Below are 22,526 nucleotides of genomic sequence, written 5' to 3'. Positions count from 1 at the left end.
GGGCGGTTCCTTTCCTCGTTGACCCGCATCGTACCTTCTGGCTACGGTGTGCCTATGGTGGCTACAGCGTATCCAGAAGCAGTGCATCCAGAAGTGCCGGTGATCGTGGTCGGAGGCGGCAGCGTCGGCCTGCTCACCGCGGCGCTGCTCGCCCATCACGGCGTCCACGCGGTGCTCGTGGAACGCCGGTCGGGGCCGTCGGTCCACCCACGCGCCACCGGCATCGGACCGCGCACCGTCGAGATCCTCCGCGAACTCGGGCTCGACACCGCCGTGGACGCCGCCGCGGTCGACCTCCGGGGCGCCGCGGGCAAGGCGGTGGCGCGGACCGTCGTCGAGATGGGCGCGGGCGATGTCGTGAGCGTGCCGATGCCGGCGCCGTCCGCCGACGAGCCGGACGTGACGCCGTTCCGGCTGCGCGGCGTCTGCGCCCAGGACCGGCTCGACGCCGTCGTGGCAGCCGAACTGCCGCGCCGCGGGGCGGACTTGCGCTGGTCGACCAGCCTGGTCGGCATCGGGCAGGACGCCGACGGGGCCGACGTCGAACTGGAGGGACCCGACGGCCGCTACACCCTGCGCTGCGCGTACGTGGTCGCCGCCGACGGCACGCACAGCACCGTGCGGAGCGCCCTCGGCGTGGGCACGTCCGGTCCGGGCGACCTCGGCAAGTCGATGATCAACATCCTGTTCCGCGCCGACCTCCGGCCCCACCTGCGGGGCATGTCCTTCGCCACCTGCACCATCACCACGCCGGAGGCACCCGGCCTGCTGGCCACCGTGGACGGCGAGACGGACTGGGTCTTCCACGTGGCCTGCGACGTCGACGCCGGCGAACGCCCCGAGGACTTCACGCCCGAGCGCTGCGCCGCGATCGTACGGACGGCGGTCGGCGATCCCGGTCTCGATGTCGAGGTGCGCAGCGTGCTCCCGTGGCGTCCCCGTAGCGCCGCGGCGGAAAGCTTCGCGGTCGGGCGCGTGTTCCTCGCCGGCGACGCCGCGCACACCGTGTCACCCCTGGGCGCGTTCGGCCTCAACACCGGCGTCGCCGACGCGCACAACCTGGCGTGGAAACTGGCCGCCGTGCACAAGGGCGAGGCAGGCGCCGCCCTGCTCGACACCTACGCACAAGAGCGTGAACCTGTCGCCGCGGCGACGCTGGACCAGGCGAGGCGCCGGCTCGCCGACCCGGAACTGCACTGGGGACGCGGACCCGAGGCCGACGCCGCAAGGGCGGCGGCGGGAGTGTGGGCAGCACCGGTCGTGCACCTCGGCCAGCGGTACGACTCGGCTGCCGTCGTCGATCCGCAGCCGGAACTCCCGTCCACGGTGGACCTGGTGGCGGTGCTGGACGGTTCACCGGGCTCACGGGTGCCCCACGCGTGGATCGACGGGGTCTCGACCCTCGACCTGGTGGCGTCCCGGTGGACCCTGCTGGCGGGCACCGCGGGCGAAGACTGGCTGACCGCCGCGGCGGACGCCGGACTTCCCGCGCACCGCGTCCCGGTCCCGTGGCTTCCCGCCGAAGGGGCCCTGCTCGTCCGCCCGGACGGGATCGTCGCGATGCGGAAGACGACGTCCGTCCCGGAACCGGGGCGGTTCCTCACCGAGGTCCTGGACCAGGTGCTGGCGAGGTCCGCCCCGGTGCGGAGCACCTGAGCGTGGGGCCCGGCCGTCGGCGGCGCACGCGACTGGTGACTCTGTCGCGTGGGGTGGGGGCGATCCGGAAGGGGAAACGGGAAAGCGCCAGGGGAGACGGGAAGGCGCCAGGGCAACGGGAAGGCGCCAACGGCCGGTCGGGTCAGGGACGTTGGGCTCGGCATCCCGTGTGCCGGTGGAGTCCGATGCACGACGAGGGGACGGGGGACAGGGGACGTCGCACTGCTCGCGGTACGCGTCGCCCGCCTGCGATGGGCGACGCGTACCGCGAGCGCCGCAACCGTCTGCGGCTTCCGTCGTGTCATCGCCAGCGGATGTGACCTTGTGACCGAAGGAAGCAACGCATGAGCCCCGTACGAAAAGGCACCGCCGCCCATGACGGATCGCGCACCCGCAAGAAGCGAGCCCTCCGTGCCGGGGTGACGTCAACTGCCTTGCTGCTGGCGGCCGTCGGCGGCCTGACCGGCTGCGCGCCCGACTCGCAGGAGGCGGAGCCGGCCGCGCGGAAGCCGCCGCAAAAGGAGGACTTCAACGGCGACGGCTACGCGGACCTGGTGGCCGGTGCGCCGGGCGGCACCGTCGGCGGCAAGGAGAGCGCCGGCTATGTGGTGGTGACGTACGGCTCGGCCAAGGGGCTCGACCCCTCCCACGGAAAGACGGTGAGCCGTTCGACGAGCGGCGTGCCCGGATCGGCCGCCGCCGGGCAGGAGTTCGGCACGTCGTTCAGCAAGGGGGACCTGGACGGCGACGGCTACGGCGACCTCGTCGTCGGCTCCGCGGACGATGCCTCCGTGGACGACGCCTCGGCGGACGGCGTGATCCTTTGGGGCTCGTCCAAGGGCCTGACGGGAGGCACCGCGATCCCCTCGTACGGAACGTCGCCGCAGATCGGCTACTTCGACGGCGACGGCAATGCCGACCTGGCGCTGCTCGGATACCCCGACCCCGATGAGATCGGAGACATCCCCGCGGCGCAGCCCGCAGCCCTGTGGAAGGGGCCCGTCTCGCGGAAGGGCACCCCCGCCAAGCGGCTCGACTTCCTGGACGAGTCCGAGTGGGGCGAAGGCACCAACGGGCCCAAGTCGGTCAGAGGGCCATCGATGGCCCGCGCCGTCGGCGACGTCAACGGCGACAACCGGCAGGACATCGCGGTCTGGCTCAACGACGGCGACGGCCTGTGGAACGGCGACGTCCTGCTCGGCGGTGATTCGGGCTTCACGCTGACCAAGGGGCCCGAGGACGGCGACGACATGGACCTGCACGACATGGACCTGGGCGACGTGGACGGCGACGGCTACGACGACCTGGTGGTGAACACGAGCGACGACAGCTGGGGGGACAAGGTCACCGTCGCCTTCGGAACGAGGCACGGCCTCTCCGCCGGCCGCCGTCAGACCGTCGACCGGAGCCTCGACGGATTCCCCGGCAAGCACGGGGAAGGCACCATGGAGGACTCCTGCGTCTCGGTCGCCGACGTCACCGGCGACGGCCGCGCGGAGGTCGCGCTCGGTATACGTACGGAGGACGACGACGATGCGCGCCCGGGCGCGGTCGCCCTGCTGCACGGCTCCAAGTCGGGCGTCACGGGCGCCGGCAGCCGGCTGGTCCACCAGGACACCGAGGGCGTGCCCGAAGTCGACGCGGAGGGCGACGAGTTCGGCGCATCCTGCGCCCTTCTCGACGTCGACGGCGACGGGCACCGCGACCTCAACGCGTCGGCACCCTACGGAGGCGAGACCGCCGGCACCGTGTGGTCGCTGCACGGCACCGCCAAGGGTCTGACGACGAAGGGCGCGACGGCCTTCGGACCGGGCGACCTCGACGCTCCCGCCAAACAGGCCGCTCCCGGCGCCCAGTTGCCCTGAACCGGGCCGCCGGGCGGAGCGAGTCGCCCCGCCCGGCGGCCGGCCACCCTGTTCAGCCACGCCAACCGGGCTCAGCAGTCGAAGTTCTTTCCGGCGCCCAGGTTCTCGCAGTGACTCCTGAACGATTTGATCGGCCCCGCCGGCGCCGTCACAGTGGCGCGTTCGCTCAGCGGCGCCGATGCCGCGCCGGGGTGTCCGTCGGGAGCCACAGGGGTATGTCCTTCGCCTGCCGCGGCGGGAGTTGCGGCGCCTCCTGCCATGGCGGCCGTGACGGCGAGTGCGACAAGGACCGTCCTGGTGCGGTTCATATTCCACGCCCCTTCTTCGGCGCTGGTGGTGGCCGCTCGGACGGCGACCCCACGTACCCGTTGAGACGGTGAACTCCTGACGTACGCGTCTCGCACGAACGTCTCGCATGAAATCGAGGTGCGATTCCCCCCGACACCGTCTCCCCACCAGGCTGACGCGGTCCCGGCGTGCGGTCGTCAGCGCTGAGTCCACAGCTCTTAGCAGTGCGTGCACTGACGCACGTCGAGAGCTTCCCGGCGGTAGTCGCTGGGAGTTCTGCCGTAGGCAGCACGGAAGGCCCTGGTGAAGTCGGCTGCGCGGACGAAACCCCAGCGGGCCGCGATGGCGTGAATGGGAGTGGCCCGCATGCCCGGGTCGGCGAGGTCACGGCACGTCTTCTCCAGGCGCCGATTGCGGATCCACGCAGCGACCGTCTCGTCCTCGTATCGGAAGAGACGATGCAGATAGCTGAGGGAAATGTGGTGCGCAACGGCGATCCCACGCGGCGTCAGCTCCGGGTCGCGCAGATTCTGCTCGATGAAGGCCTGGATACGCAGGACCAGAGTGCGCCAACGGGCCTGTTCCGGGAGGGAGTTGTCGGCATCTACGGCGTGAGCGAGAAGCGCGGTCAGCAGGTCGGCCACGACCGTCCCCAATCGTGGCCCGTCGGAGGGCCGGTAGGAACCGGCGTCTGCCGCCAGCCGCGTGAGCATGTCCGCGAGCAGTGCGCCGATGCCGTCCCGCCCGGACAACCGCCGCGTGATCAGCGTGTCGATGCTCTTCCTCGGCAAGGGCAGTGCCTCCCGGGGTAAGAAGGCCCCGGTTCCGGCGATCCGCCTGTGGCCGTGGCCGGTGATCGCCTGTATCGAGTACGGACGCGAGGTGTCCAGGAGCACCAAGTCATACGGGGCGTACGTGATCTCGCGGTCGAGCTCGGTCAACCCCATCGTCCCGCGCCGTACGAGCGACAGGTGATACAGCTCGGGGTCGGACCGGCGGATCAGCTTCGGCGTCCGCCGGAGCGTCAACGCCGGGTGTTCCATGGTCCACAGCTGTACGGCACCCAGACTCAGGGTGCGCTGGCACGCTGAGAAGTCCTCCACGTGGTCGGCGTGGATCTCCGTCGGCGCATACGCCTGGGCCATGTGCTCCCGCCAGTGGGAGAACCGATCCGCCGCGGGTACGTCCTCGCTCCGGAACACCGACTCGACCAGCACGTCCGCACCGCCTCCCCGCAACTGCTGAACCCGCGCGACCTCTGCGGCCTGTTTGCAGGACAGGAGTTCACCAGCGGCCGGTACACACGTGATGAACGTCGAGGTGGGGCGCCGATGCGCCGATGACCGGGATGCTCTGCCCGGCGCCGACGGCTTCCCTTCCGCGCCACCCCACCCCGCATCCCGAACGCCTCGTGGACGAAGCCGAGTTGAGCGCCGCGTCCACTCAAGCCGGCGCCCCCCGGGGAAGGCCGGAGCTCCCGAACGCGGCGGTTCGACCTCGCGGTGAGCGACGGCCGCTATTCCAGCCACGTCCCGTCGCGCATGATGACCCTGCCGCGTAGTTCCGGTTCACCGCGCCAAGCGCGGACGCTCTTCGGCACCACGCGCACGTACAGAAAGGAACCTTCCTCCGCACGCGGATCCCACCCGAACTTGGCGGCGAACGCCTCGGCCGCGTCTCCGGGCACGTCCTGGTCCAGGAAGCATTCCGCCTCACCCTGGATGAGCACCACGTCGAAGGTGTCCGGCAACGCCAGGCGCACGCGCGGCTCCTCGCGGACGTTCCGCGCGGTCGCGGAAGCGGCACCGGTGCACATCCACACGACTCGTCCGTCCCACATGAACCACAACGGCACCTGATGCGGCCCGTGATCGGGATGTGCGGTCGACACCCATACATCCCGCTCGGCGACGAGCCGATCCAGAGTGTCACGCCTACGCTCCGCCACCTGGCGGCGAACAGTCCCCGTGGTCCGCATGGATGCCGACCATAGCCAGCATCCTCAAAGCACGCATGAGCCGAGCGACCTACGCCGGGCGACGGATGAACGCCGGAGTATTCGCGGCCGAATCCAAGGCGGTGGGCTACGGCGCGAGCTGTTGAATCGACGCGATCGGGGTCCGGCCGGGTCGGCCGGACCCCGATCGCTGAGCTGCCGCCTGTCAATACCTTGCTCCCGTGCCGCGATCGCCGCACATTACGGGTTGCTTCCCCGGGAATTGGTCAAATGCCATATCTGGTGGTCTGGGGTCTGGTGGTCGGTCATTTACATCCCATAGCCGGGTATCTCTCGTAAACCTCGCCACCATCTACGCGCCAACACCGGGTCTCCAGCCGGGCGTTGGCTTCTTGCCTCTCGGTGTTGAGGTACTGTTGGCGGGGCCGTGGCCTCTGGCCCTGGAGCGGCTATGAATCGGGGATTACTCAGTCAGCCGTGGGAGAAGCCCGCCGCATCAAGTATGCACGGGGCTTCGATACCGACCTTCACGGAATGACCCTTCCGTCAAGCCGCATCGGTGTAACTCAACTACGCAAAACGGGGAGTTCAACAAGTGAAGTTCAAAAACATGCGACGTATTGCGGCTGTCGCAACGGCCGCAACTCTGGGATTGGGCGGCCTTGTTGCCACCGCACCCAGTGCAAGCGCTGTCCCCTGTTACAAGAACGTCAAGAACCACTGGCGCAACGTCGACGTTCTCGAAGGAACTTGGATGCGCAAAGGGCCAGGGACAGACTGGAGCAAGAAGAAGCGCATGGATTTCAAGGACACCTTCGTCGCCTACTGCTACGGCTACAGCGTCCACGACAAGAAGTGGTACTACGGCAAGACCCCGAGCGGAACCAAGGGCTGGGTCTACGCAACCTGGACCTCGAAAGGCAGGGGCTACTAGGATGCCGGTCACGGCGTTCCCCTGAGGCCCACACCCTTTTAAGTCCTCCTCCTCGGTCCTCTGGGAGCCGGCTTTGCTGACGGGCCGCAACATCCCGGGAAGAGCCAGTAGCGGCAGGTCCTCACCGCCGTGGCAGAGCGATAGCCGTCGGCCCTCTACACGCACCGCAGGATCAGATCCCGTCCCACCGCGGAGCAGCAGGGTGGGCGCGGATGCTGAGAGAGGGTGGGAGTCAGCTGGACTGACTCCCACCCTCTCTTTCGTGTGTACGTGCAGGCCGGGGGTGCGATCACGCTGGTTGAGGAGCGGGCGGAGAAGCTGCCAAGGACTACGACGTCCCGGGTCGGCCGGCGGCCCTCGTCATGCACCCCGATCCGTCGTTCCGTCGCGGGGCAGCGGCCAACGTGCCAGGACGAATCACGTCAAGCCGCAACCCGCGTGGGCCGGTATCGCTGGGCGACCGCCCCAGACCGGAACTCATGGCGATCCACGAGCTCGAGCTGGATGCGCTCGCGCAGACCGGCGAGCAACGTCGGCCCGTGTCCGGCAAGGACCGGCTGCACAAGGAACATGTACTCGTCGATCAGTCCCAGATCTGCCAACGCCGAGGGGAGCGTCACGCCACCAACGAACAGGCCGTCGCCCGGCTCCTGCTTGAGCCGCTGAACCGCTTGCCCCAAGTCGCCTCGCACCAGCTCGGCATTCCAATCGACCCCGCTCAGCGTGCTCGACACCACGTACTTCTTCGCCCGGTCGATGGTCTCGGCGAACGGAATCTCCCACTCGCCCATCCAGTCAGGCCACGTGCCCGTGGCCGGCTGCCGCCACGCCGACTCCATCATCTCGTAGGTCACCCGGCCGAACAGCAGGGCATCGGCTCGTTCCATCTCGGCGGTCCAGTAACGCATCGACTCCTCGTCCGGGGGGAGCCCTGCCTCGTGGTGGCAGCAGCCGTCGAGCGTGACGTTGATCGAGTATCGAAGTGGTCTCATCTCGTGGCTCTCCCTCGATGCGCGCCGCGCGTTCACCGGACCGTACTCAGACGACTGTCGGCGCCATTTCTCATCGGCGCCCGATCGCACCTGCTCGACACCGTCGTGCTGCGAACCCACCGCAGACCGAGCGCGCGACCGATTCGGCGCTCGGGCCGCCGCCGCGACTGCCACCGCTGCTGTCACCGAACACGCGGGGCCCGGCCCCGGCCCAGCAATCGTGCCCACCAACGCCGCGGCTCAGAGTCACGCTCCGAACATCGCAAACGTTGCCTGACGCGGCACCAGCTCAGTACGGGAGCCTCACTTCGCGAGCCTCCTGCCACGGACGGTGCTCCACGACCTGCTCGTGGAAGTCCCGAACGGGCGCGGCATTGCCCAACTGCTGGGCCATCAACGGATGACTGATCCGCGTGGGTCGCATATGGGCGCGATCGTGATCAGTGAGAGACAGCAAGAGCGGGCGGGAGTCAGCTGACTCCCGCCCGCTCTGTTCATGTGTCCTTGCAGCCGGAGGCAGCCAACGGCGGCTGTCAGGGCGCGAGCAGGAGGTTGTTGCTGCGCTCCTTGGCGGCGGTGTAGCGCTTGGCGACGTCCTGCCAGTTCACGACTTGCCACATGGCTTCGATGAAGTCGACCTTCTGGTTCTTGTACTGGAGGTAGAAGGCGTGCTCCCAGGCGTCGAAGACCAGAATCGGGGTTGAGCCCTGGCCGACGTTGCCCTGGTGGTCGTAGACCTGCTCGACGACGAGCCGGCCGCTGAGGGGCTCGTAGGCGAGGACGCCCCAGCCCGAACCCTGGGTGGTGGCCGCGGCCTTGGTGAGCTGGGCCTTGAACCCCGCGAAGGAGCCGAATGACTCGGCGATCGCGTCTGCGAGTTCGCCGACGCCGTCCTTCTCCAGCGGCTCTCCGCCGCCGTCGCCGGTCATGTTGTGCCAGTAGATGGAGTGCAGGATGTGGCCGGAGAGGTGGAACGCGAGGTTCTTCTCCAGGCCGTTGATCGCGCCCCACGTCTCCTTGTCGCGTGCCTCCGCCAGCTGCTCCAACGTGTCGTTGGCGCCCTTGACGTAGCCGGCGTGGTGCTTGTCGTGATGCAGCTCGATGATCTCCGGGCTGATCACGGGCGCGAGCGCCGAGTAGTCGTAGGGGAGTTCGGGGAGCGTGTAGGTCGCCATGGCTGGTCCTCCGCATCATCGTCTATGGCTTCGGCTCCTAGCCGGGGCCAGTTGTTGCGATCGGTATGCAGGTGAACAGTAGTGGCAGTTGGCTCATTCCTTGCGAAGGGGGAGTGGGCTGCGGCGCCGCGGGCTTCCGGTGTGGCGCTATGGCCACGATGCCCGGGGTTGTTCCGGGCGTCGGCTCGGTTCACCTTGTCGCTGTCAGGACGTCGATCAACTTGCAGAGGGCCTGGCCGAGTTGGCCGGCGGGGATGCCGCCGCCCTGGGCGATGTCGTCCGTGCCGCCGCCGCGGCCGTGTAGTGCTTCCTTGACCAGGGTGCTGGCGGAGAGTCCGGCTGTGCGTGCGGCGGGGGTGAGGGCGATGGTCATGAGGCCCTTGTCGCCGTCCCGTGCGCCGATGGCGGCGATACCGGGCCGGTCCTGGGGGAGCTTGTCGCGTACGTGCTGGGCCAGCTGCCGTGCTGCGGTTCCGTCTCCGTCGATCACCGATGAGGCGAGCCGTGTGCCTGCGATCTCGCGGCTCTCGGCGGCCAGTTCGGCGGCCCGGACCGCGTTCGCGTGCTCGCGCAGGCGCTGGTTCTCCTGGTCGGTGGTCTTGAGGCGGTCGAGGAGGGTGGCGATGCGGTCGGGGAGCTCGGCGCGTGGAGCCTGGAGTTGTTCGGCGATGCGGGTGACGAGGTCGCGTTCGCGTGCCAGGTGGCCGAACCCCTCGTTGCCGACGGCTGCTTCGAGGCGGCGCATGCCGGCGCCGACGGAGGTCTCGCCGGTCAGAGCGACGACGCCTACTTGGGAGGCGTGGGCGACGTGGGTGCCGCCGCACAGTTCGCGGGACCAGGCTCCGCCGATCTCGACGACCCGCACCTGCTCGCCGTAGGTCTCGTCGAACAGGGCGAGCGCACCGAGTTCCTTGGCCTCGGGGAGGGGCATCCATCGCACGTCCACGGGCAGATCGCGCCGGAGGGCGCGATTGGCGGCGTCTTCGATCTCGCTGCGGGCGGACGCGGACAGGGCGCCGCGCCAGGGGAAGTCGAGGCGGAGGTGTCCGGGGCGGTTGTAGGAGCCGGACTGTAGGGCGCCGGGTCCGAGGATCTCCCGCAGGGCGGCATGGAGGACGTGGGTGCCGGAGTGGGCCTGGCGGGCGCCGAGGCGCCATTCGGGGTCGACGGCGGCGTGTACCAGGCCATCGACGCCCAGTTCCCCTGCGGTGACGCGGACTTGGTGAACGACGAGCCCGGGCAGGGGGCGCTGGACGTCGAGGACGTCGGCCTCCACGGAGGCGCCGGTCAGGCGCCCCGCGTCGCTCTCCTGGCCTCCGGATTCGGCGTAGAAGGGGGTGCGGTCCAGGACCACGGTGACGATCTCTCCCGCATGGGCGACCGGCTGCGGTCCGCTGGGGCCCAGCAGGGCGAGGACGCGGGAGTCCGTCGTGAGGGTCTCCCAGGCGCGCCAGTCGGTGGCGCCGTGTTCGTCGAGGACGGTGCGCAACGCTGAAGTGTCCGCTGTGCCACCGGACTTGCGGGCGCGGGCATCGGCGCGGGCGCGTTCGCGCTGCTGTTCCATCAGTGCGGTGAAGCCCTCGCGGTCGACGGCGACGCCCTGTTCTGCGGCCATCTCCAGAGTGAGGTCGATGGGGAAGCCGTAGGTGTCGTGCAGCAGGAACGCCTGTGAGCCCGGCAGTCTGCTCTCTCCCTTCTCACGCACTTCCGCGACTGCGGTGTCGAGGATCGTGGTGCCCTGACGGAGAGTGGAGCGGAAGGCGTCTTCCTCGGCATACGCCTGGTCGGCGATCCGCGCGAAGGAGTCCGCGACATCGGGGTAGCCGGGCGCCATGCACTCGCGTGCCACGGGCAGCAGTTCCGGCAGCGCCGGGTCGTGGTGCCCGAGCAGGCGCATGGACCGTACGGCGCGGCGGAGGATCCGCCGCAGCACGTAGCCGCGGCCCTCGTTGCCCGGAGTGGTGCCGTCGGCGAGGAGCATCAGCGCGGTGCGCACGTGGTCGGCGACGACGCGGAGTCGTACGTCGTTCTCCTCGCCGGATCCGTAAGCCACGCCTGCGAGTTGGGATGCACGGTCCAGGACGGGCCTGGTCTCGTCGATCTCGTAGAGGTTGCCGACGCCCTGGAGGAGCGTGGCCATGCGTTCCAGGCCCATGCCGGTGTCGATGTTGCGGCTGGGCAGTTCGCCGAGGATCGGGTAGCCGGACTTGCCGTGGCCCTCGCCCCGTTCGTACTGCATGAAGACGAGGTTCCAGAACTCCATGTACCGGTCCTCGTCGGCGTCGGGCCCGCCCGCCCGGCCGTAGTCCGCCCCGCGGTCGTAGTACAGCTCCGAGCAGGGACCGCAGGGGCCTGGCACGCCCATGGACCAGTAGTTGTCCTCATCGCCGCGGGAGACGATCCGCTCGTCCGGCAGGCCGGCGACGCTCCGCCACAGGCCGCGTGCCTCGGCGTCGGTGTGGTGGACGGTCACCCAGATCCGGTCCGGGGCCAGGCCGTAGCCGCCGTCGGCGACGGGCGCGGTCGACAGCTCCCAGGCGAAGGCGATGGCCTCCTCCTTGAAGTAGTCGCCGAAGGAGAAGTTGCCGTTCATCTGGAAGAACGAGCCATGCCGAGTCGTCCGGCCGACTTCCTCGATGTCCAGTGTGCGCACGCACTTCTGCACACTGGTCGCCCGCGGCCAGGGGGAGGCCGTCTCGCCGGTCAGATAGGGCTTGAACGGCACCATGCCGGCGTTGACGAACAGCAGCGTCGGGTCCGGCGTGGGCAGAGCTGCGCTGGGGACCACGGAGTGGCCGCGATCGGCGAAGTAGTCGAGGAAGCGGGTGCGGATCTCAGCGGTGCGCAAGATGACTCCGGGACGGTCAGGGAGGTGCGGAGCGGAGTGGTCAGAAGGGGAGTTCGGCGGGGTGGCGGGGGCCCAGGAAGACGGCTGCTCCGCGGCCGGAGGGAGCCGGGTGGGTCACCTGATGCCATCCGAGGCGCCGGTAGAAGCGCAGCGCGGGCTCGGCGCGGATCGAGGTCAGCAGCCAGCACCGGCCGTCGTCGACCGCGCCAGTGACGGTCTCCAACAGCCCGCGGCCCACGCCACAGCCACGCGCGGCTTCGCCCACGGCGAGTTCGTCGACCTCCAGGCCCCCGCACAGCCACTCCTCGGTCCGCCGGGCTCCCAGAGCCGCCGCGGCCTGGGGGTAGCAGCGCCCGGAGGGAAAGGGGGACGGCGTGGTCCAGGCGGCAGCGAAGCCCACCACTTCGGAGCCGGCGACTGCCAACGCCGATGTGAATCCCGGCCGTTCCACGTCGCGCGCGAGGCGTTCCAGGTAGGCCTCCGCCCGGTCCTCGCTCTCCTCCCAAGGTGGGGAGCCGAAGGACTCCAAATAGACCTTGCGTACCCCCGCCGCATGCCATGACAGCGAGGCCCCATCGGCGAGTTGAACGGTGACGGTCATAACGCGACCCGCCCCGGGGCTGAGGACGGCTGGAGCGCCGCGAACTCCAGGGGTGCCGACGGGTCGATGGACACATCGAGCGGTGCCGCGGGCGAACCTGCCCGCACCAGCAGATCGCCCACTGCGGCGATCATCGCGCCGTTGTCCGTGCACAGCTTCATCGGCGGTACGCGCAGCGAGATTCCCGCCGCGTCACAGCGCTCCTGGGCGAGGCGACGCACCCGCGAGTTCGCCGCGACGCCGCCGACGACGACGAGGGTGTCCACACCGTGCTCGGTGCAGGCGGCCACCGCCTTGCGGGTCAGCACGTCGGCGACCGCCTCCTGAAGCGATGCCGCTCCGTCCGCGACGGGCAGTCCACCGGCGACGTCACGCAGGCTCTCCGCCCAGCGGGCCGCCGCCGTCTTCAGACCGGAGAAGGAGAAGTCGTACGGGGCGTCGCGCGGCCCGGTCAGCGGACGGGGAAATGAGACCGCGGCGGGATCACCCTGCCGTGCCGCACGGTCGATGGCCGGCCCGCCCGGATAGGGAAGACCGAAGACCCGGGCGACCTTGTCGAAGCACTCGCCGGCCGCGTCGTCGAGGGTGTCGCCCAGGTGCAGGATCGGCTCGCGCACCAGATCGCGCACGAGCAGCAGTGAGGTGTGGCCGCCAGAGACGATCAGCACCATGCACGGATCCGGAAGCGGACCGTGCTCCAGGGTGTCCGCGGCGACGTGCCCCGCCAGGTGATGGACGCCGTGGAGCGGCACACCCAGCGCGTAGGCGAGCGACTTGGCGGCAGCGACGCCGATCTGGAGGGCCCCGGAGAGCCCCGGCCCGGTTGTCACGGCAACCGCGCCGACGTCGCCGAAGGTCAGGTCTGCTTCGTCCAGCGCCTGCCGGATCACCTGCTGGATGGCGTGTACGTGAGCGCGTGCGGCGATCTCCGGCACCACCCCGCCGAAGCGCGCGTGCTCGTCCATGCTCGACGCGAGGGCCTGCCCCAGCAGCTGTCCGTCCCGCACCAGCCCGGCACCCGTCTCGTCACAGGACGACTCGATGCCCAGCACCACCCCTTGGACCACGTCGCAGACCTTCCTGCATCAGTCATGTTGTTGCAACCAATATGCAGTAAGGCTACCCATGGCGGAGCCCGGCAAGGGCGCGGAGCCGCCGGGTCAGGAGAGTGCGCCGCGGCGTCCGTTGACAGCTCCGAGGAATCTGGCATTGGCCAGCGCATCTGCGGCAGTGCCGCCTGTGACAATCGGCGGGCTGGTTCGGGGGTTCAGAGACAGGTCCTCGGCTCACTCTCGGGGAGTCGAGCAACAAGTCGGAACGCGTCTGGGTCGCGAACACTGAGAGAGGGCGGGAGTCAGTTGGACTGACTCCCGCCCTCTCTTGCGTGTGTACGTGCAGGTCAGCGGCGCTTTCACGCTGTTCTCTGCGAAGTACCCCCGGCAGGATTCGAACCTGCGCACACGGCTCCGGAGGCCGTTGCTCTATCCCCTGAGCTACGGGGGCTCGTCGGGCTGGCAGTTGTGCTGTCAGCAGCGACAGGAAGAACAGTACCAGCTCGGTGGTGGTGCGCCGGAACCCGGTTTTGTCCGCCCCAGAGCCGCCTCGAAGCAACCCCGGAGGGGCTCCGCGTCCGCCCGTTGGGCCCGTCGCGGGCGCGTACCGCCCGCGCGGAACCCCCTCCCCGCACGGGTGGAAAAGGGCAAAAGCCGGACGCCGGAGCAGGGGTGTGCCTAGGCTCTGGGTGTGCCAGGTACCTCGGGCCGGGTCCTCGTCGTGGACGACGACAAGGTCATCCGGCAGCTGATCAAGGTCAATCTCGAGCTGGAAGGCTTCGAGGTGGTGACCGCTGCCGACGGTGCCGAGTGCCTGGACGTGGTGCACGGTGTACGGCCGGATCTCGTCACGCTCGACGTCGCGATGCCGCGGCTCGACGGGCTGCGTACCGCTGAGCGCCTGCGTTCCGATCCGCGCACTCGGCACATCCCGGTCGCGATCGTGAGCGGGCACACGCAGTTCGACGGTGAGGACGGCAAGGAGCCGCCGGTCGACGCGTTGTTGGCCAAGCCCTTCGAGCCGTCCGAACTCGTGCGCATGGTGCGGCAGTTGACGGGCCGCAGCGGCGGTGGCGAATCCCGTGCGGGGGATGCGGACGAACAGGAGCCGGCCGGTTGGCCGGCTCACCACTGAGCCGTCCGTAAGCCCGCAGCCGTAACCCCGCGGGTCACTCGCAGCCGTGCGGCTCACGATGCCAGGTCGGCCTCCTCGCGCACCGTCGCCCTCCCCGCTTCCGTCCGCCAGCGGAATCCCGTTCGCGCCGACCCACCCCCTCTCCCATACGCTTGCTCTGTGACACCCGCCCAGCTCTCCCGCACCGTGCTGCATGCGGTACGCCGTACCGCGGAGGACGGCGAGCTGGGGGCCGTACGCGCGGGCACCGGGTTGCCGCAGCGGGTGACCGTCGAGTCGCCGCCGCGCCGCGGGGCCGGGGACTACGCGGTGAGCGTGGCCTTCCGGCTGGCCGGACCGGCGGGCATGACGCCGTACGACGTGGCCGGAGCGCTGCGGGACAGGCTCGTGCGGGAAGCCGGGATCCGCAACGTGGAGATCACCGGAGGCGGGTTCCTCAACGTCACCCTGGACGAGCGCGCGCGGGCGGACCTCGTCGCGGAGCTGTCCCGGCCGCAGCGGCGGCCCTCGCACCCGGCGTCGAAGAACCCCCCGGGCCGGTCGCCCAACGACGACGACCAAGAGCCCCCCGTCTCCTTCGGCACACAGGTCACCGACGCTCCCGCCGCCGACATCGCGCGGTGGAGCGGTGCCACGGGCGAGGCCCCGGCCGCGCTGGCCGTTCGTACCGCGGAGGCGAGCACCCTCTTCCGGGTGCAGTACGCGCATGCGCGGGCCCGTGCGCTCGTACGGAACGCCCGTGACCTGGGCTTCGGCAGCGAACCGTACGCGGCAGCCGACGCCGGATCCCCGTACGGCCCCAGCGGTGCGGCGCTGCTCGCGCTGCTCGCCGATCAGCGGCGCGTCAGCGAGCAGGGGGACGCCGGACGTCACGCCCGCCACCTGGTCGCCGTAGGTGACGCCTTCTTCGACTTCCACGACCGGTGTCCGCCGCTGCCCAGCGGCGACGAGAAACCCGGGGCCGCCCACCGCGCCCGGCTGGCCCTCGTCGAAGCCACCGGGACCGTGCTGGCAGGCGGCCTGACCCAGCTCGGCGTGAGCACGCCCGCACATCTCTGAGCCCGGGACCCGGGCACCGGATACCGGCACCGGATACAGAGACCGGACACAGAGACCGGAGCCCGGCACCTCAGACCGCACCGGAGCGAGCCACCGAGCCCGAGCCTCCGAGAACCCCGAGCCCGAGCCTCCGAGAACCACGAGCTTCAAAGAACACCAAGCTCCAGAGACCCCCGAGCTTCAAAGAACCCCCGAGACCCCAGACTTCTAACCGCGCAAAGGACCACCGCATGAGCCGCTCCGCGCACCCCGCAGGGCCCCGGCACGCCGATGTGCTCCCCGAGGGCCACTACACCGCGCCTCCCGACGACCTCAACGAGCTGAACCCCCGCGTCTGGCCGAAGACCGCGGCCCGCACCTCCACCGGTTCGGTCACCGTCGGCGGCGTCGACGTGAAGGATCTGGCCGAGGAGTTCGGCACCCCCCTCTTCGTGCTCGACGAGGCCGACTTCCGTGCCCGCTGCCGCGCCTGGCGCGACGCCTTCGGCGCGGACGCCGACGTCTTCTACGCGGGCAAGGCCTTCCTCTCCCGTGCCGTCGTGCGCTGGCTGACCGAGGAAGGGCTGAATCTCGACGTCTGCTCGGGCGGCGAACTGTCCGTCGCCCTCGCCGCCGGCATGCCCGCGGAGCGGATCGCGCTGCACGGCAACAACAAGTCCTCCGCGGAGATCGAGCAGGCCGTGAAGGCGGGCGTCGGGCGGATCGTGCTGGACTCCTTCCAGGAGATCGTCCGGGTCGCGCACGTCGCCGAAAGCCTCGGCCGCCGGCAGCCCGTCCAGATCCGCGTCACGGTCGGCGTCGAGGCGCACACCCACGAGTTCATCGCCACGGCGCACGAAGACCAGAAGTTCGGCCTCGCGCTCGCCGGCGGCGCCACCCAGCCGGAGGCCGGGGGAGGCCAGGCCGCCGAAGCCGTACGCCGCGTGCTGAAGCTCGACAGCCTCGAACTGGTCGGAATCCACTCGCACATCGGCTCCCAGATCTTCGACACCTCCGGCTTCGAGGTCGCCGCGCACCGCGTCGTCGGCCTGCTCGCCGACATCCGCGACGAGCACGGACTGGAGCTGCCGGAGATCGACCTCGGCGGCGGTCTCGGCATCGCGTACACGCCCGAGGACGACCCGAGCGAGCCGCATGAGATCGCCGCGTCGCTCCGCGAGATCGTCGGCCGCGAGTGCCGTGGCGCGGGTCTCGCCGTGCCGCGGCTGTCGGTCGAGCCGGGCCGCGCCGTCGTCGGCCCCTCCGCGTGCACGGTGTACGAGACGGGCACGGTCAAGGAGCTCCAGGGCCTGCGTACGTACGTGAGCGTGGACGGCGGCATGTCGGACAACGTGCGCACCGCCCTGTACGACGCGGAGTACAGCGTCTCGCTCGTCTCCCGGTCCTCGACCGCAGGGCCGATGCTCTCCCGGGTTGTCGGCAAGCACTGCGAGAGCGGGGACATCGTGGTGCGGGACGCGTTCCTGCCCGCCGATCTGGCCCCGGGGGACCTGCTGGCCGTGCCCGCGACGGGCGCGTACTGCCGGTCCATGGCGAACAACTACAACCACGCGCTGCGCCCGCCGGTCGTCGCCGTGCGGGACGGCGGGGCGCGCGTGATCGTGCGGCGGGAGACGGAGGAGGATCTCCTCCGGCTGGATGTCGGTTAGCGAGACATTCGTCCCACATCTTGGAACGAGCGTGGAATCTCCGTACCGGTACGTGAGACTGACAGCACAGGAAATGACGAGAGGCGAGGTCGGATGATGCGTACGCGTCCGCTGAAGGTGGCGCTGCTGGGCTGTGGGGTCGTCGGCTCAGAGGTGGCACGCATCATGACGACGCACGCGGAGGACCTCGCCGCCCGTATCGGCGCCCCGGTCGAGCTGGCCGGCGTCGCGGTGCGGCGCCCCGACCGGGTGCGCGAGGGCGTGGACCCGGCGCTGGTGACGACGGACGCCGCCGCCCTGGTACGGCGTGCGGACGTCGACGTGGTCGTCGAGGTGATCGGCGGCCTCGAACCGGCGCGCAAGCTGATCACCTCCGCCTTCGAGCACGGCGCGAGCGTCGTGACGGCCAACAAGGCCCTGCTCGCCGAGGACGGCCCGACCCTCCACGAGGCGGCCGAGAAGCACGGCGCCGACCTCTACTACGAGGCGGCGGTGGCGGCCGCGATCCCCCTGGTCAGGCCGCTGCGCGAGTCCCTGGCGGGCGACAAGGTCAACCGGGTGCTCGGCATCGTCAACGGCACCACGAACTTCATCCTCGACCGCATGGACTCGACCGGCGCCGGCTACGCCGAGGCCCTGGACGAGGCCACCGCGCTCGGCTACGCGGAAGCAGACCCCACGGCCGACGTCGAGGGCTTCGACGCCGCGGCAAAGGCGGCCATCCTCGCGGGGATCGCCTTCCACACGCGGGTTCGCCTGGACGACGTGCACCGCGAGGGCCTCACCGAGGTCACCTCCGCCGACATCGCCTCCGCGAAACGCATGGGCTGCACGGTGAAGCTGCTCGCCATCTGCGAGCGGACCGCCGACGGCCGCTCCGTCACGGCCCGCGTGCACCCCGCGATGATCCCGCTCGGCCATCCGCTCGCGGGCGTACGCGAGGCATACAACGCCGTCTTCGTCGAGTCGGACGCCGCCGGCCAGCTGATGTTCTACGGACCGGGCGCGGGCGGTTCCCCCACGGCCTCCGCCGTGCTGGGCGACCTGGTCGCCGCCTGCCGCAACAAGCTCAACGGGGCGCGGGGGCCGGGCGAATCGGCGTACGCGCAGCTGCCGGTCTCACCGATGGGCGAGGTCGTCACGCGCTACCACATCAGCCTCGACGTGACCGACAAGCCCGGCGTCCTCGCACAGGTCGCCACCACCTTCGCGGAGCACGGCGTCTCCATCGACACCGTGCGCCAGCAGGGCAAGGACGGCGACGCGTGGCTCGTCGTCGTCACGCACAGCGCGCCCGACTCGGCGCTGAGCGCGACCGTGGAGGCGCTGCGCGGCCTCGACACCGTGCGCGGCGTGGCCAGCATCATGCGGGTCGAGGGCGAATGAGAGCACGGACGAGCCATACGGGGCGTCGTACGTACGGGAACCGCAACGGGTCCCGGGCACAGGGGAATCGAGGACAGTGACGACCATGGAAACCGCAGCACCCGCCACCTCCCGCCAGTGGCGCGGCGTCATCGAGGAGTACCGCGAGCGGCTGCCCTTCGGCGCGGACACCGCTCCCGTCACCCTGCGCGAGGGCGGCACGCCGCTCGTGCCCGCGCAGCTGCTCTCCGAACTCACCGGCTGCGACGTCCACTTGAAGGTGGAGGGCGCCAACCCCACGGGCTCCTTCAAGGACCGCGGCATGACGACGGCGATCACTCGCGCCCGCGAAGACGGCGCGCAGGCCGTCATCTGCGCCTCCACGGGCAACACTTCGGCGTCGGCCGCCGCCTATGCCGTACGCGCCGGGATGGTCTGCGCCGTCCTCGTGCCCCAGGGCAAGATCGCGCTGGGCAAGATGGGCCAGGCCCTGGTGCACGGCGCCAAGATCCTCCAGGTGGACGGCAATTTCGACGACTGCCTCACGCTTGCCCGCGGGCTTTCGGAGAAGTACCCGGTGGCGCTTGTCAATTCGGTCAACCCCGACCGCATCGAGGGCCAGAAGACCGCTGCGTTCGAGATCGTCGACATGCTCGGGGACGCTCCCGACGTGCATGTCCTCCCGGTCGGCAACGCCGGCAACATCACTGCGTACTGGCGCGGTTACAGCGAGTACCTCGCCGACGGTCCCGCCACACGCGCTCCCCGCATGTGGGGCTTCCAGGCCTCCGGCGCCGCACCCATCGTGCGCGGTGAGCCCGTGAAGGACCCGAGCACGATCGCCACCGCGATCCGCATCGGCAACCCTGCGTCGTGGCAGCTCGCGGAGCGCGCACGGGACGAGTCGGGCGGCTTCATCGACTCCGTGACGGACCGTCAGATCCTGCGCGCCTACAAGCTGTTGTCGTCGCGGGAGGGCGTCTTCGTCGAACCGGCGTCGTCCGCTTCGGTCGCCGGTCTGCTCCAGGCCGCCGAGCAGGGCAGGCTGGAGCCGGGGCAGCGCGTGGTCTGCACGGTCACCGGCAACGGCCTGAAGGACCCCGACTGGGCGGTCGCCGGCGCTCCGCAGCCGGTGACGGTGCCGATCGACGCGGACGCCGCGGCCGAACGCCTGGGCCTGGCCTGAGAGTTGGGGACGGGAGCGGACGGGAACCGGCTCTCGACGGCCGCGGTCCTGACCGTCGCCGAGTCTTCCGTTTCGAAGCCGTCGGCCGTACGGTTCGTACGCGCGGGCGGCGGGCAGTCATCCGTCGACCGGCGCGGCACCCCGCAGCCGGTGACGAAAGCCGTCCGGTACGGAGACCGGTGGCGAGGGAGCGCGCAGCGGCTTGCGACACGCATCGTGCGCCTCCCGTGCGCCCTGTGTCGCCACTGAACCTTCCTTCGATAAGCTTGCGTTCATCCCACCCCCCGTACGTACTCCGGGGCATCTCCTCGTCCCCAGCAGTGGAGCACTGGAGACCCCACCCGGTCCGGCGGGCCGGAACCGCACAGGGTCGCCTGGCCGCGACCCTCCCGGCGTCGCCGCCGCGGTCCATGGGAAATCGCGTCAACAATCCAAGGAGAGTCATCGGGAGATGGCCGGTCCCGCCTTCCGCGCCGCAGCCGTCCGCGTGCGCGTTCCCGCCACCAGTGCCAACCTCGGCCCCGGCTATGACGCACTGGGCCTCGCACTGGGTCTCTACGACGACGTCGTCGTCCGGGTCGCCGACTCCGGCCTGCACGTCGACATCGCGGGAGAGGGCGCGGAGACCCTGCCGCGCGACGAGGACCATCTGCTCGTACGCTCGCTGCGTACGGCCTTCGACCTGCTCGGCGGCCAGCCGCGCGGCCTCGAGGTCGTCTGCGCCAACCGCATCCCGCACGGACGCGGCCTCGGCTCGTCGTCCGCGGCCATCTGCGCGGGCGTCGTGGCCGCGCGTGCGGTCACCACGGGCGGCGAGGCCAAGCTCAACGACGCGGCGACGCTGGAGCTGGCCACCGAGATCGAGGGACACCCGGACAACGTCGCGGCCTGTCTGCTGGGCGGATTCACCCTGGCCTGGATGGACGGGGGCGCGGCGCGGGCGATCAGGATGGAGCCCTCCGAAGCCGTCGTGCCGGTGGTCTTCGTACCCGCGAATCCCTTGCCGACGGAGACGGCCCGGGAGCTGCTGCCCCGTCATGTCCCGCATGTGGACGCCGCGTTCAACGCCGGCCGCGCCGCGCTGCTCGTCGAGGCGCTGACCAGGCGCCCCGATCTGCTGCTGCCGGCCACGGAGGACCGGCTGCACCAGGAGTACCGCGCACCCGCCATGAAGGAGAGCGTGGAATTGGTGAACCGGCTGCGGGCCGACGGCGTCCCAGCTGTTGTCTCGGGTGCGGGCCCCACGGTGCTCGCACTCCCCGAGGGCCACGGTGCCGCCGACAAGGTGGCGCAGCTCGCGGGCGAGCAGTGGACGGCGAACAGGCTGAGCCTCGACACCGCGGGGGCCAGTGTCCTGCCGCTCAAGGCGGACGGCGGCGCGGATCGCGGCACGTCCCGGTGACGACGTTGTACGGCCCGGCGCAGCCGGCGGGGGCCCGGGAGAGGCCCATGATCCAGGAAGGGGGAATGTTTGTTGGGTCCGGTAGTGTTAACCTCAAGTCAGTGCTCGCAGTCTCGTGATCCACACGTGAAACTCTGTGCTGGTCCGTAGAGTGCAGTGCTTGAGTGATCCCCAGGGCAGAGGCCCAGGATCGCCTCTTCCTCCAGGAGCCTCCCACGCTGCTTCGCTTTGCGGAGCGGTCCCGAGCACGCTCCGGAGCCGACGTGAAGGACGCAATTCCTCCTTGCACGCCGAACCATGAATTGATCTCCCCGCCGTACATCCGGGCGGGAACCACCGTTTCGGCCAGGTCCGCGCGCACAGGACCATCGCCGGACAGCACGACCGGTCGCCGAGCCAGACAGGCCGACGTCCGCTCCAGGGAAGGACCCTTTGTGAGCGACACCACCGATCTGATGGGCGTGAACGCCGCTCCTCCTGAGTCCGAGGGCTCGGGTGGCGACTCCTCCGGGAGCGCTCCTGCGGAGAAAGCCGACGCGCCTGCCACGGACGCTGCTGCCGCGCCTGCCTCCGGTGCTGCGCCCAAGCGTCGGCGCTCCGGCACCGGGCTCGAGGGCATGGTGCTCGCCGAGCTTCAGCAAGTTGCCTCCGGTCTCGGCATCAAGGGCACTGCGCGCATGCGCAAGAGCCAGCTGATCGAAACCATCAAGGAGCGGCAGGCGGGCGGGAGTTCGGGCTCCGGCGCGGACGCGTCCGCGGTCCGCGGCAAGGACTCCGAGGGCGCCGCCGGCGAAGGCGACGAGCAGTCGGCCAAGCCGAAGCGCCGCAGCACGTCCCGGGCGCGTACGGGCGATTCCGAGGCGGAGACCCAGCAGGACGGCCAGATCGACATTCCGGGACAGCCCGCGAACGAGGAGAAGGCCGGCGGCGAGCGCCGCGGCCGGCGCGAGGGCGGTGGCGGCAAGGCGGAGGCCGCCGCGGACACCGCCGAGGGCAAGACCGACGGCCGCGACGGCGGCGGCCAGCAGCACAAGGGCGACGGCGGCGGCCGTGGCGACGGCTCCCGCGGTGACCGCGAGCGCGGTGACGGCGGCGGTGGCCGTCAGCAGCAGGACCGCCAGTCCAAGCGCGACCGCCAGCGCGGCCGCGGCGGCAAGGGCGGCGACGGCGGCGGCCAGAACCAGGGCGGCCAGAACCAGAATCAGGGCGGCGGCCGTCGTGACGACGACGACTTCGACGGTGGTCGTCGTGGTCGTCGGGGGCGTTATCGGGATCGTCGTGGGCGTCGTGGTGGGCGTGAGGATGCTGAGCCGCAGGTCGCTGAGGATGATGTGCTGATCCCGGTGGCGGGGATTTTGGACA

Annotated in this window: 17 protein-coding genes and 1 tRNA gene; 10 read left to right on the top strand and 8 right to left on the bottom strand. The window is 70.4% G+C overall.

The genetic code is table 11. From position 1 onward, the window contains the following. The first annotated feature begins 54 nt into the window (after positions 1–54). A complete protein-coding gene (locus tag HCC61_RS04095) occupies positions 55–1,656 on the top strand; it encodes an FAD-dependent monooxygenase (RefSeq protein WP_169133902.1) in 1,602 nt (533 codons plus the stop codon). A 344-nt stretch (positions 1,657–2,000) separates the two neighbouring features. Next, positions 2,001–3,521: an integrin alpha gene (locus HCC61_RS04090; protein ID WP_169133901.1), complete on the top strand. Its 1,521-nt coding sequence runs from the start codon at positions 2,001–2,003 to the stop codon at positions 3,519–3,521. Positions 3,522–4,027: 506 nt separating this feature from the next. On the opposite strand, the gene HCC61_RS04085 is transcribed toward HCC61_RS04090, so the two are convergent. Further along, positions 4,028–5,026 (bottom strand): helix-turn-helix domain-containing protein, encoded by a 999-nt coding sequence (locus HCC61_RS04085; RefSeq protein WP_169133900.1) that lies wholly within the window; start codon positions 5,024–5,026, stop codon positions 4,028–4,030. A gap of 299 nt (positions 5,027–5,325) precedes the next feature. Beyond that, a complete protein-coding gene (locus tag HCC61_RS04080; RefSeq protein ID WP_169133899.1) occupies positions 5,326–5,787 on the bottom strand; it encodes a pyridoxamine 5'-phosphate oxidase family protein in 462 nt (153 codons plus the stop codon). 733 nt (positions 5,788–6,520) lie between these two features. Here HCC61_RS04080 and HCC61_RS04075 point away from each other — a divergent pair. After that, on the top strand, positions 6,521–6,700 hold the full coding sequence (locus tag HCC61_RS04075) for a hypothetical protein (protein ID WP_169133898.1): 180 nt from the start codon (positions 6,521–6,523) through the stop codon (positions 6,698–6,700). Positions 6,701–7,122: 422 nt separating this feature from the next. Here HCC61_RS04075 and HCC61_RS04070 read toward each other — a convergent pair whose 3' ends face one another. The 6 genes from HCC61_RS04070 to HCC61_RS04045 form a co-directional block, all read right to left on the bottom strand. Next, the gene (locus HCC61_RS04070; protein WP_169133897.1) at positions 7,123–7,692 is read right to left on the bottom strand and encodes a dihydrofolate reductase family protein; all 570 of its coding nucleotides are present in this window, start codon (positions 7,690–7,692) and stop codon (positions 7,123–7,125) included. Positions 7,693–8,225: 533 nt separating this feature from the next. Next, positions 8,226–8,867, bottom strand: a complete 642-nt coding sequence (locus HCC61_RS04065) for a superoxide dismutase (RefSeq protein WP_169133896.1) — start codon at positions 8,865–8,867, stop codon at positions 8,226–8,228. A 190-nt stretch (positions 8,868–9,057) separates the two neighbouring features. Next, on the bottom strand, positions 9,058–11,715 hold the full coding sequence (gene alaS / locus HCC61_RS04060; RefSeq protein ID WP_169133895.1) for an alanine--tRNA ligase: 2,658 nt from the start codon (positions 11,713–11,715) through the stop codon (positions 9,058–9,060). A 40-nt stretch (positions 11,716–11,755) separates the two neighbouring features. Beyond that, positions 11,756–12,316: a GNAT family N-acetyltransferase gene (locus HCC61_RS04055; RefSeq protein ID WP_169133894.1), complete on the bottom strand. Its 561-nt coding sequence runs from the start codon at positions 12,314–12,316 to the stop codon at positions 11,756–11,758. Then, a complete protein-coding gene (gene tsaD, locus HCC61_RS04050) occupies positions 12,313–13,383 on the bottom strand; it encodes a tRNA (adenosine(37)-N6)-threonylcarbamoyltransferase complex transferase subunit TsaD (protein WP_169133893.1) in 1,071 nt (356 codons plus the stop codon). Before tsaD ends, HCC61_RS04055 begins: the two co-directional genes overlap by 4 nt. Before the next feature lie 364 nt (positions 13,384–13,747). Continuing rightward, positions 13,748–13,819, bottom strand: a tRNA-Arg gene (locus HCC61_RS04045). Positions 13,820–14,059: 240 nt separating this feature from the next. Here HCC61_RS04045 and HCC61_RS04040 point away from each other — a divergent pair. From HCC61_RS04040 to HCC61_RS04010, 7 genes are all read left to right on the top strand, one after another. Further along, positions 14,060–14,503 carry a response regulator gene (locus HCC61_RS04040; RefSeq protein WP_169133892.1) on the top strand — a complete coding sequence of 148 codons (444 nt, stop codon included), beginning with the start codon at positions 14,060–14,062 and terminating at the stop codon, positions 14,501–14,503. A gap of 159 nt (positions 14,504–14,662) precedes the next feature. Further along, positions 14,663–15,562 carry a DALR anticodon-binding domain-containing protein gene (locus HCC61_RS04035; protein ID WP_169133891.1) on the top strand — a complete coding sequence of 300 codons (900 nt, stop codon included), beginning with the start codon at positions 14,663–14,665 and terminating at the stop codon, positions 15,560–15,562. A 230-nt stretch (positions 15,563–15,792) separates the two neighbouring features. After that, entirely contained in the window at positions 15,793–17,211 is a 1,419-nt protein-coding gene (lysA, locus tag HCC61_RS04030) for a diaminopimelate decarboxylase (protein WP_169133890.1), read from the top strand. A 93-nt stretch (positions 17,212–17,304) separates the two neighbouring features. After that, positions 17,305–18,597, top strand: coding sequence for a homoserine dehydrogenase (locus HCC61_RS04025; RefSeq protein WP_169133889.1), 1,293 nt, complete (start codon positions 17,305–17,307; stop codon positions 18,595–18,597). An 85-nt stretch (positions 18,598–18,682) separates the two neighbouring features. After that, positions 18,683–19,762: a threonine synthase gene (gene thrC / locus HCC61_RS04020; RefSeq protein ID WP_169133888.1), complete on the top strand. Its 1,080-nt coding sequence runs from the start codon at positions 18,683–18,685 to the stop codon at positions 19,760–19,762. Between the two features lie 451 nt (positions 19,763–20,213). Then, positions 20,214–21,164: a homoserine kinase gene (thrB, locus tag HCC61_RS04015; protein WP_169133887.1), complete on the top strand. Its 951-nt coding sequence runs from the start codon at positions 20,214–20,216 to the stop codon at positions 21,162–21,164. Positions 21,165–21,598: 434 nt separating this feature from the next. Further along, positions 21,599–22,526 (top strand): Rho termination factor N-terminal domain-containing protein (locus tag HCC61_RS04010; protein WP_346777020.1); only part of this gene is annotated, 928 nt, incomplete at its 3' end.

Source organism: Streptomyces sp. HNM0575 (assembly GCF_012726265.1).
Classification (GTDB): domain Bacteria; phylum Actinomycetota; class Actinomycetes; order Streptomycetales; family Streptomycetaceae; genus Streptomyces.
The sequence above is the reverse complement of the archived record's forward strand: the minus strand, read 5'-3'. Positions and strand labels throughout refer to the sequence as shown.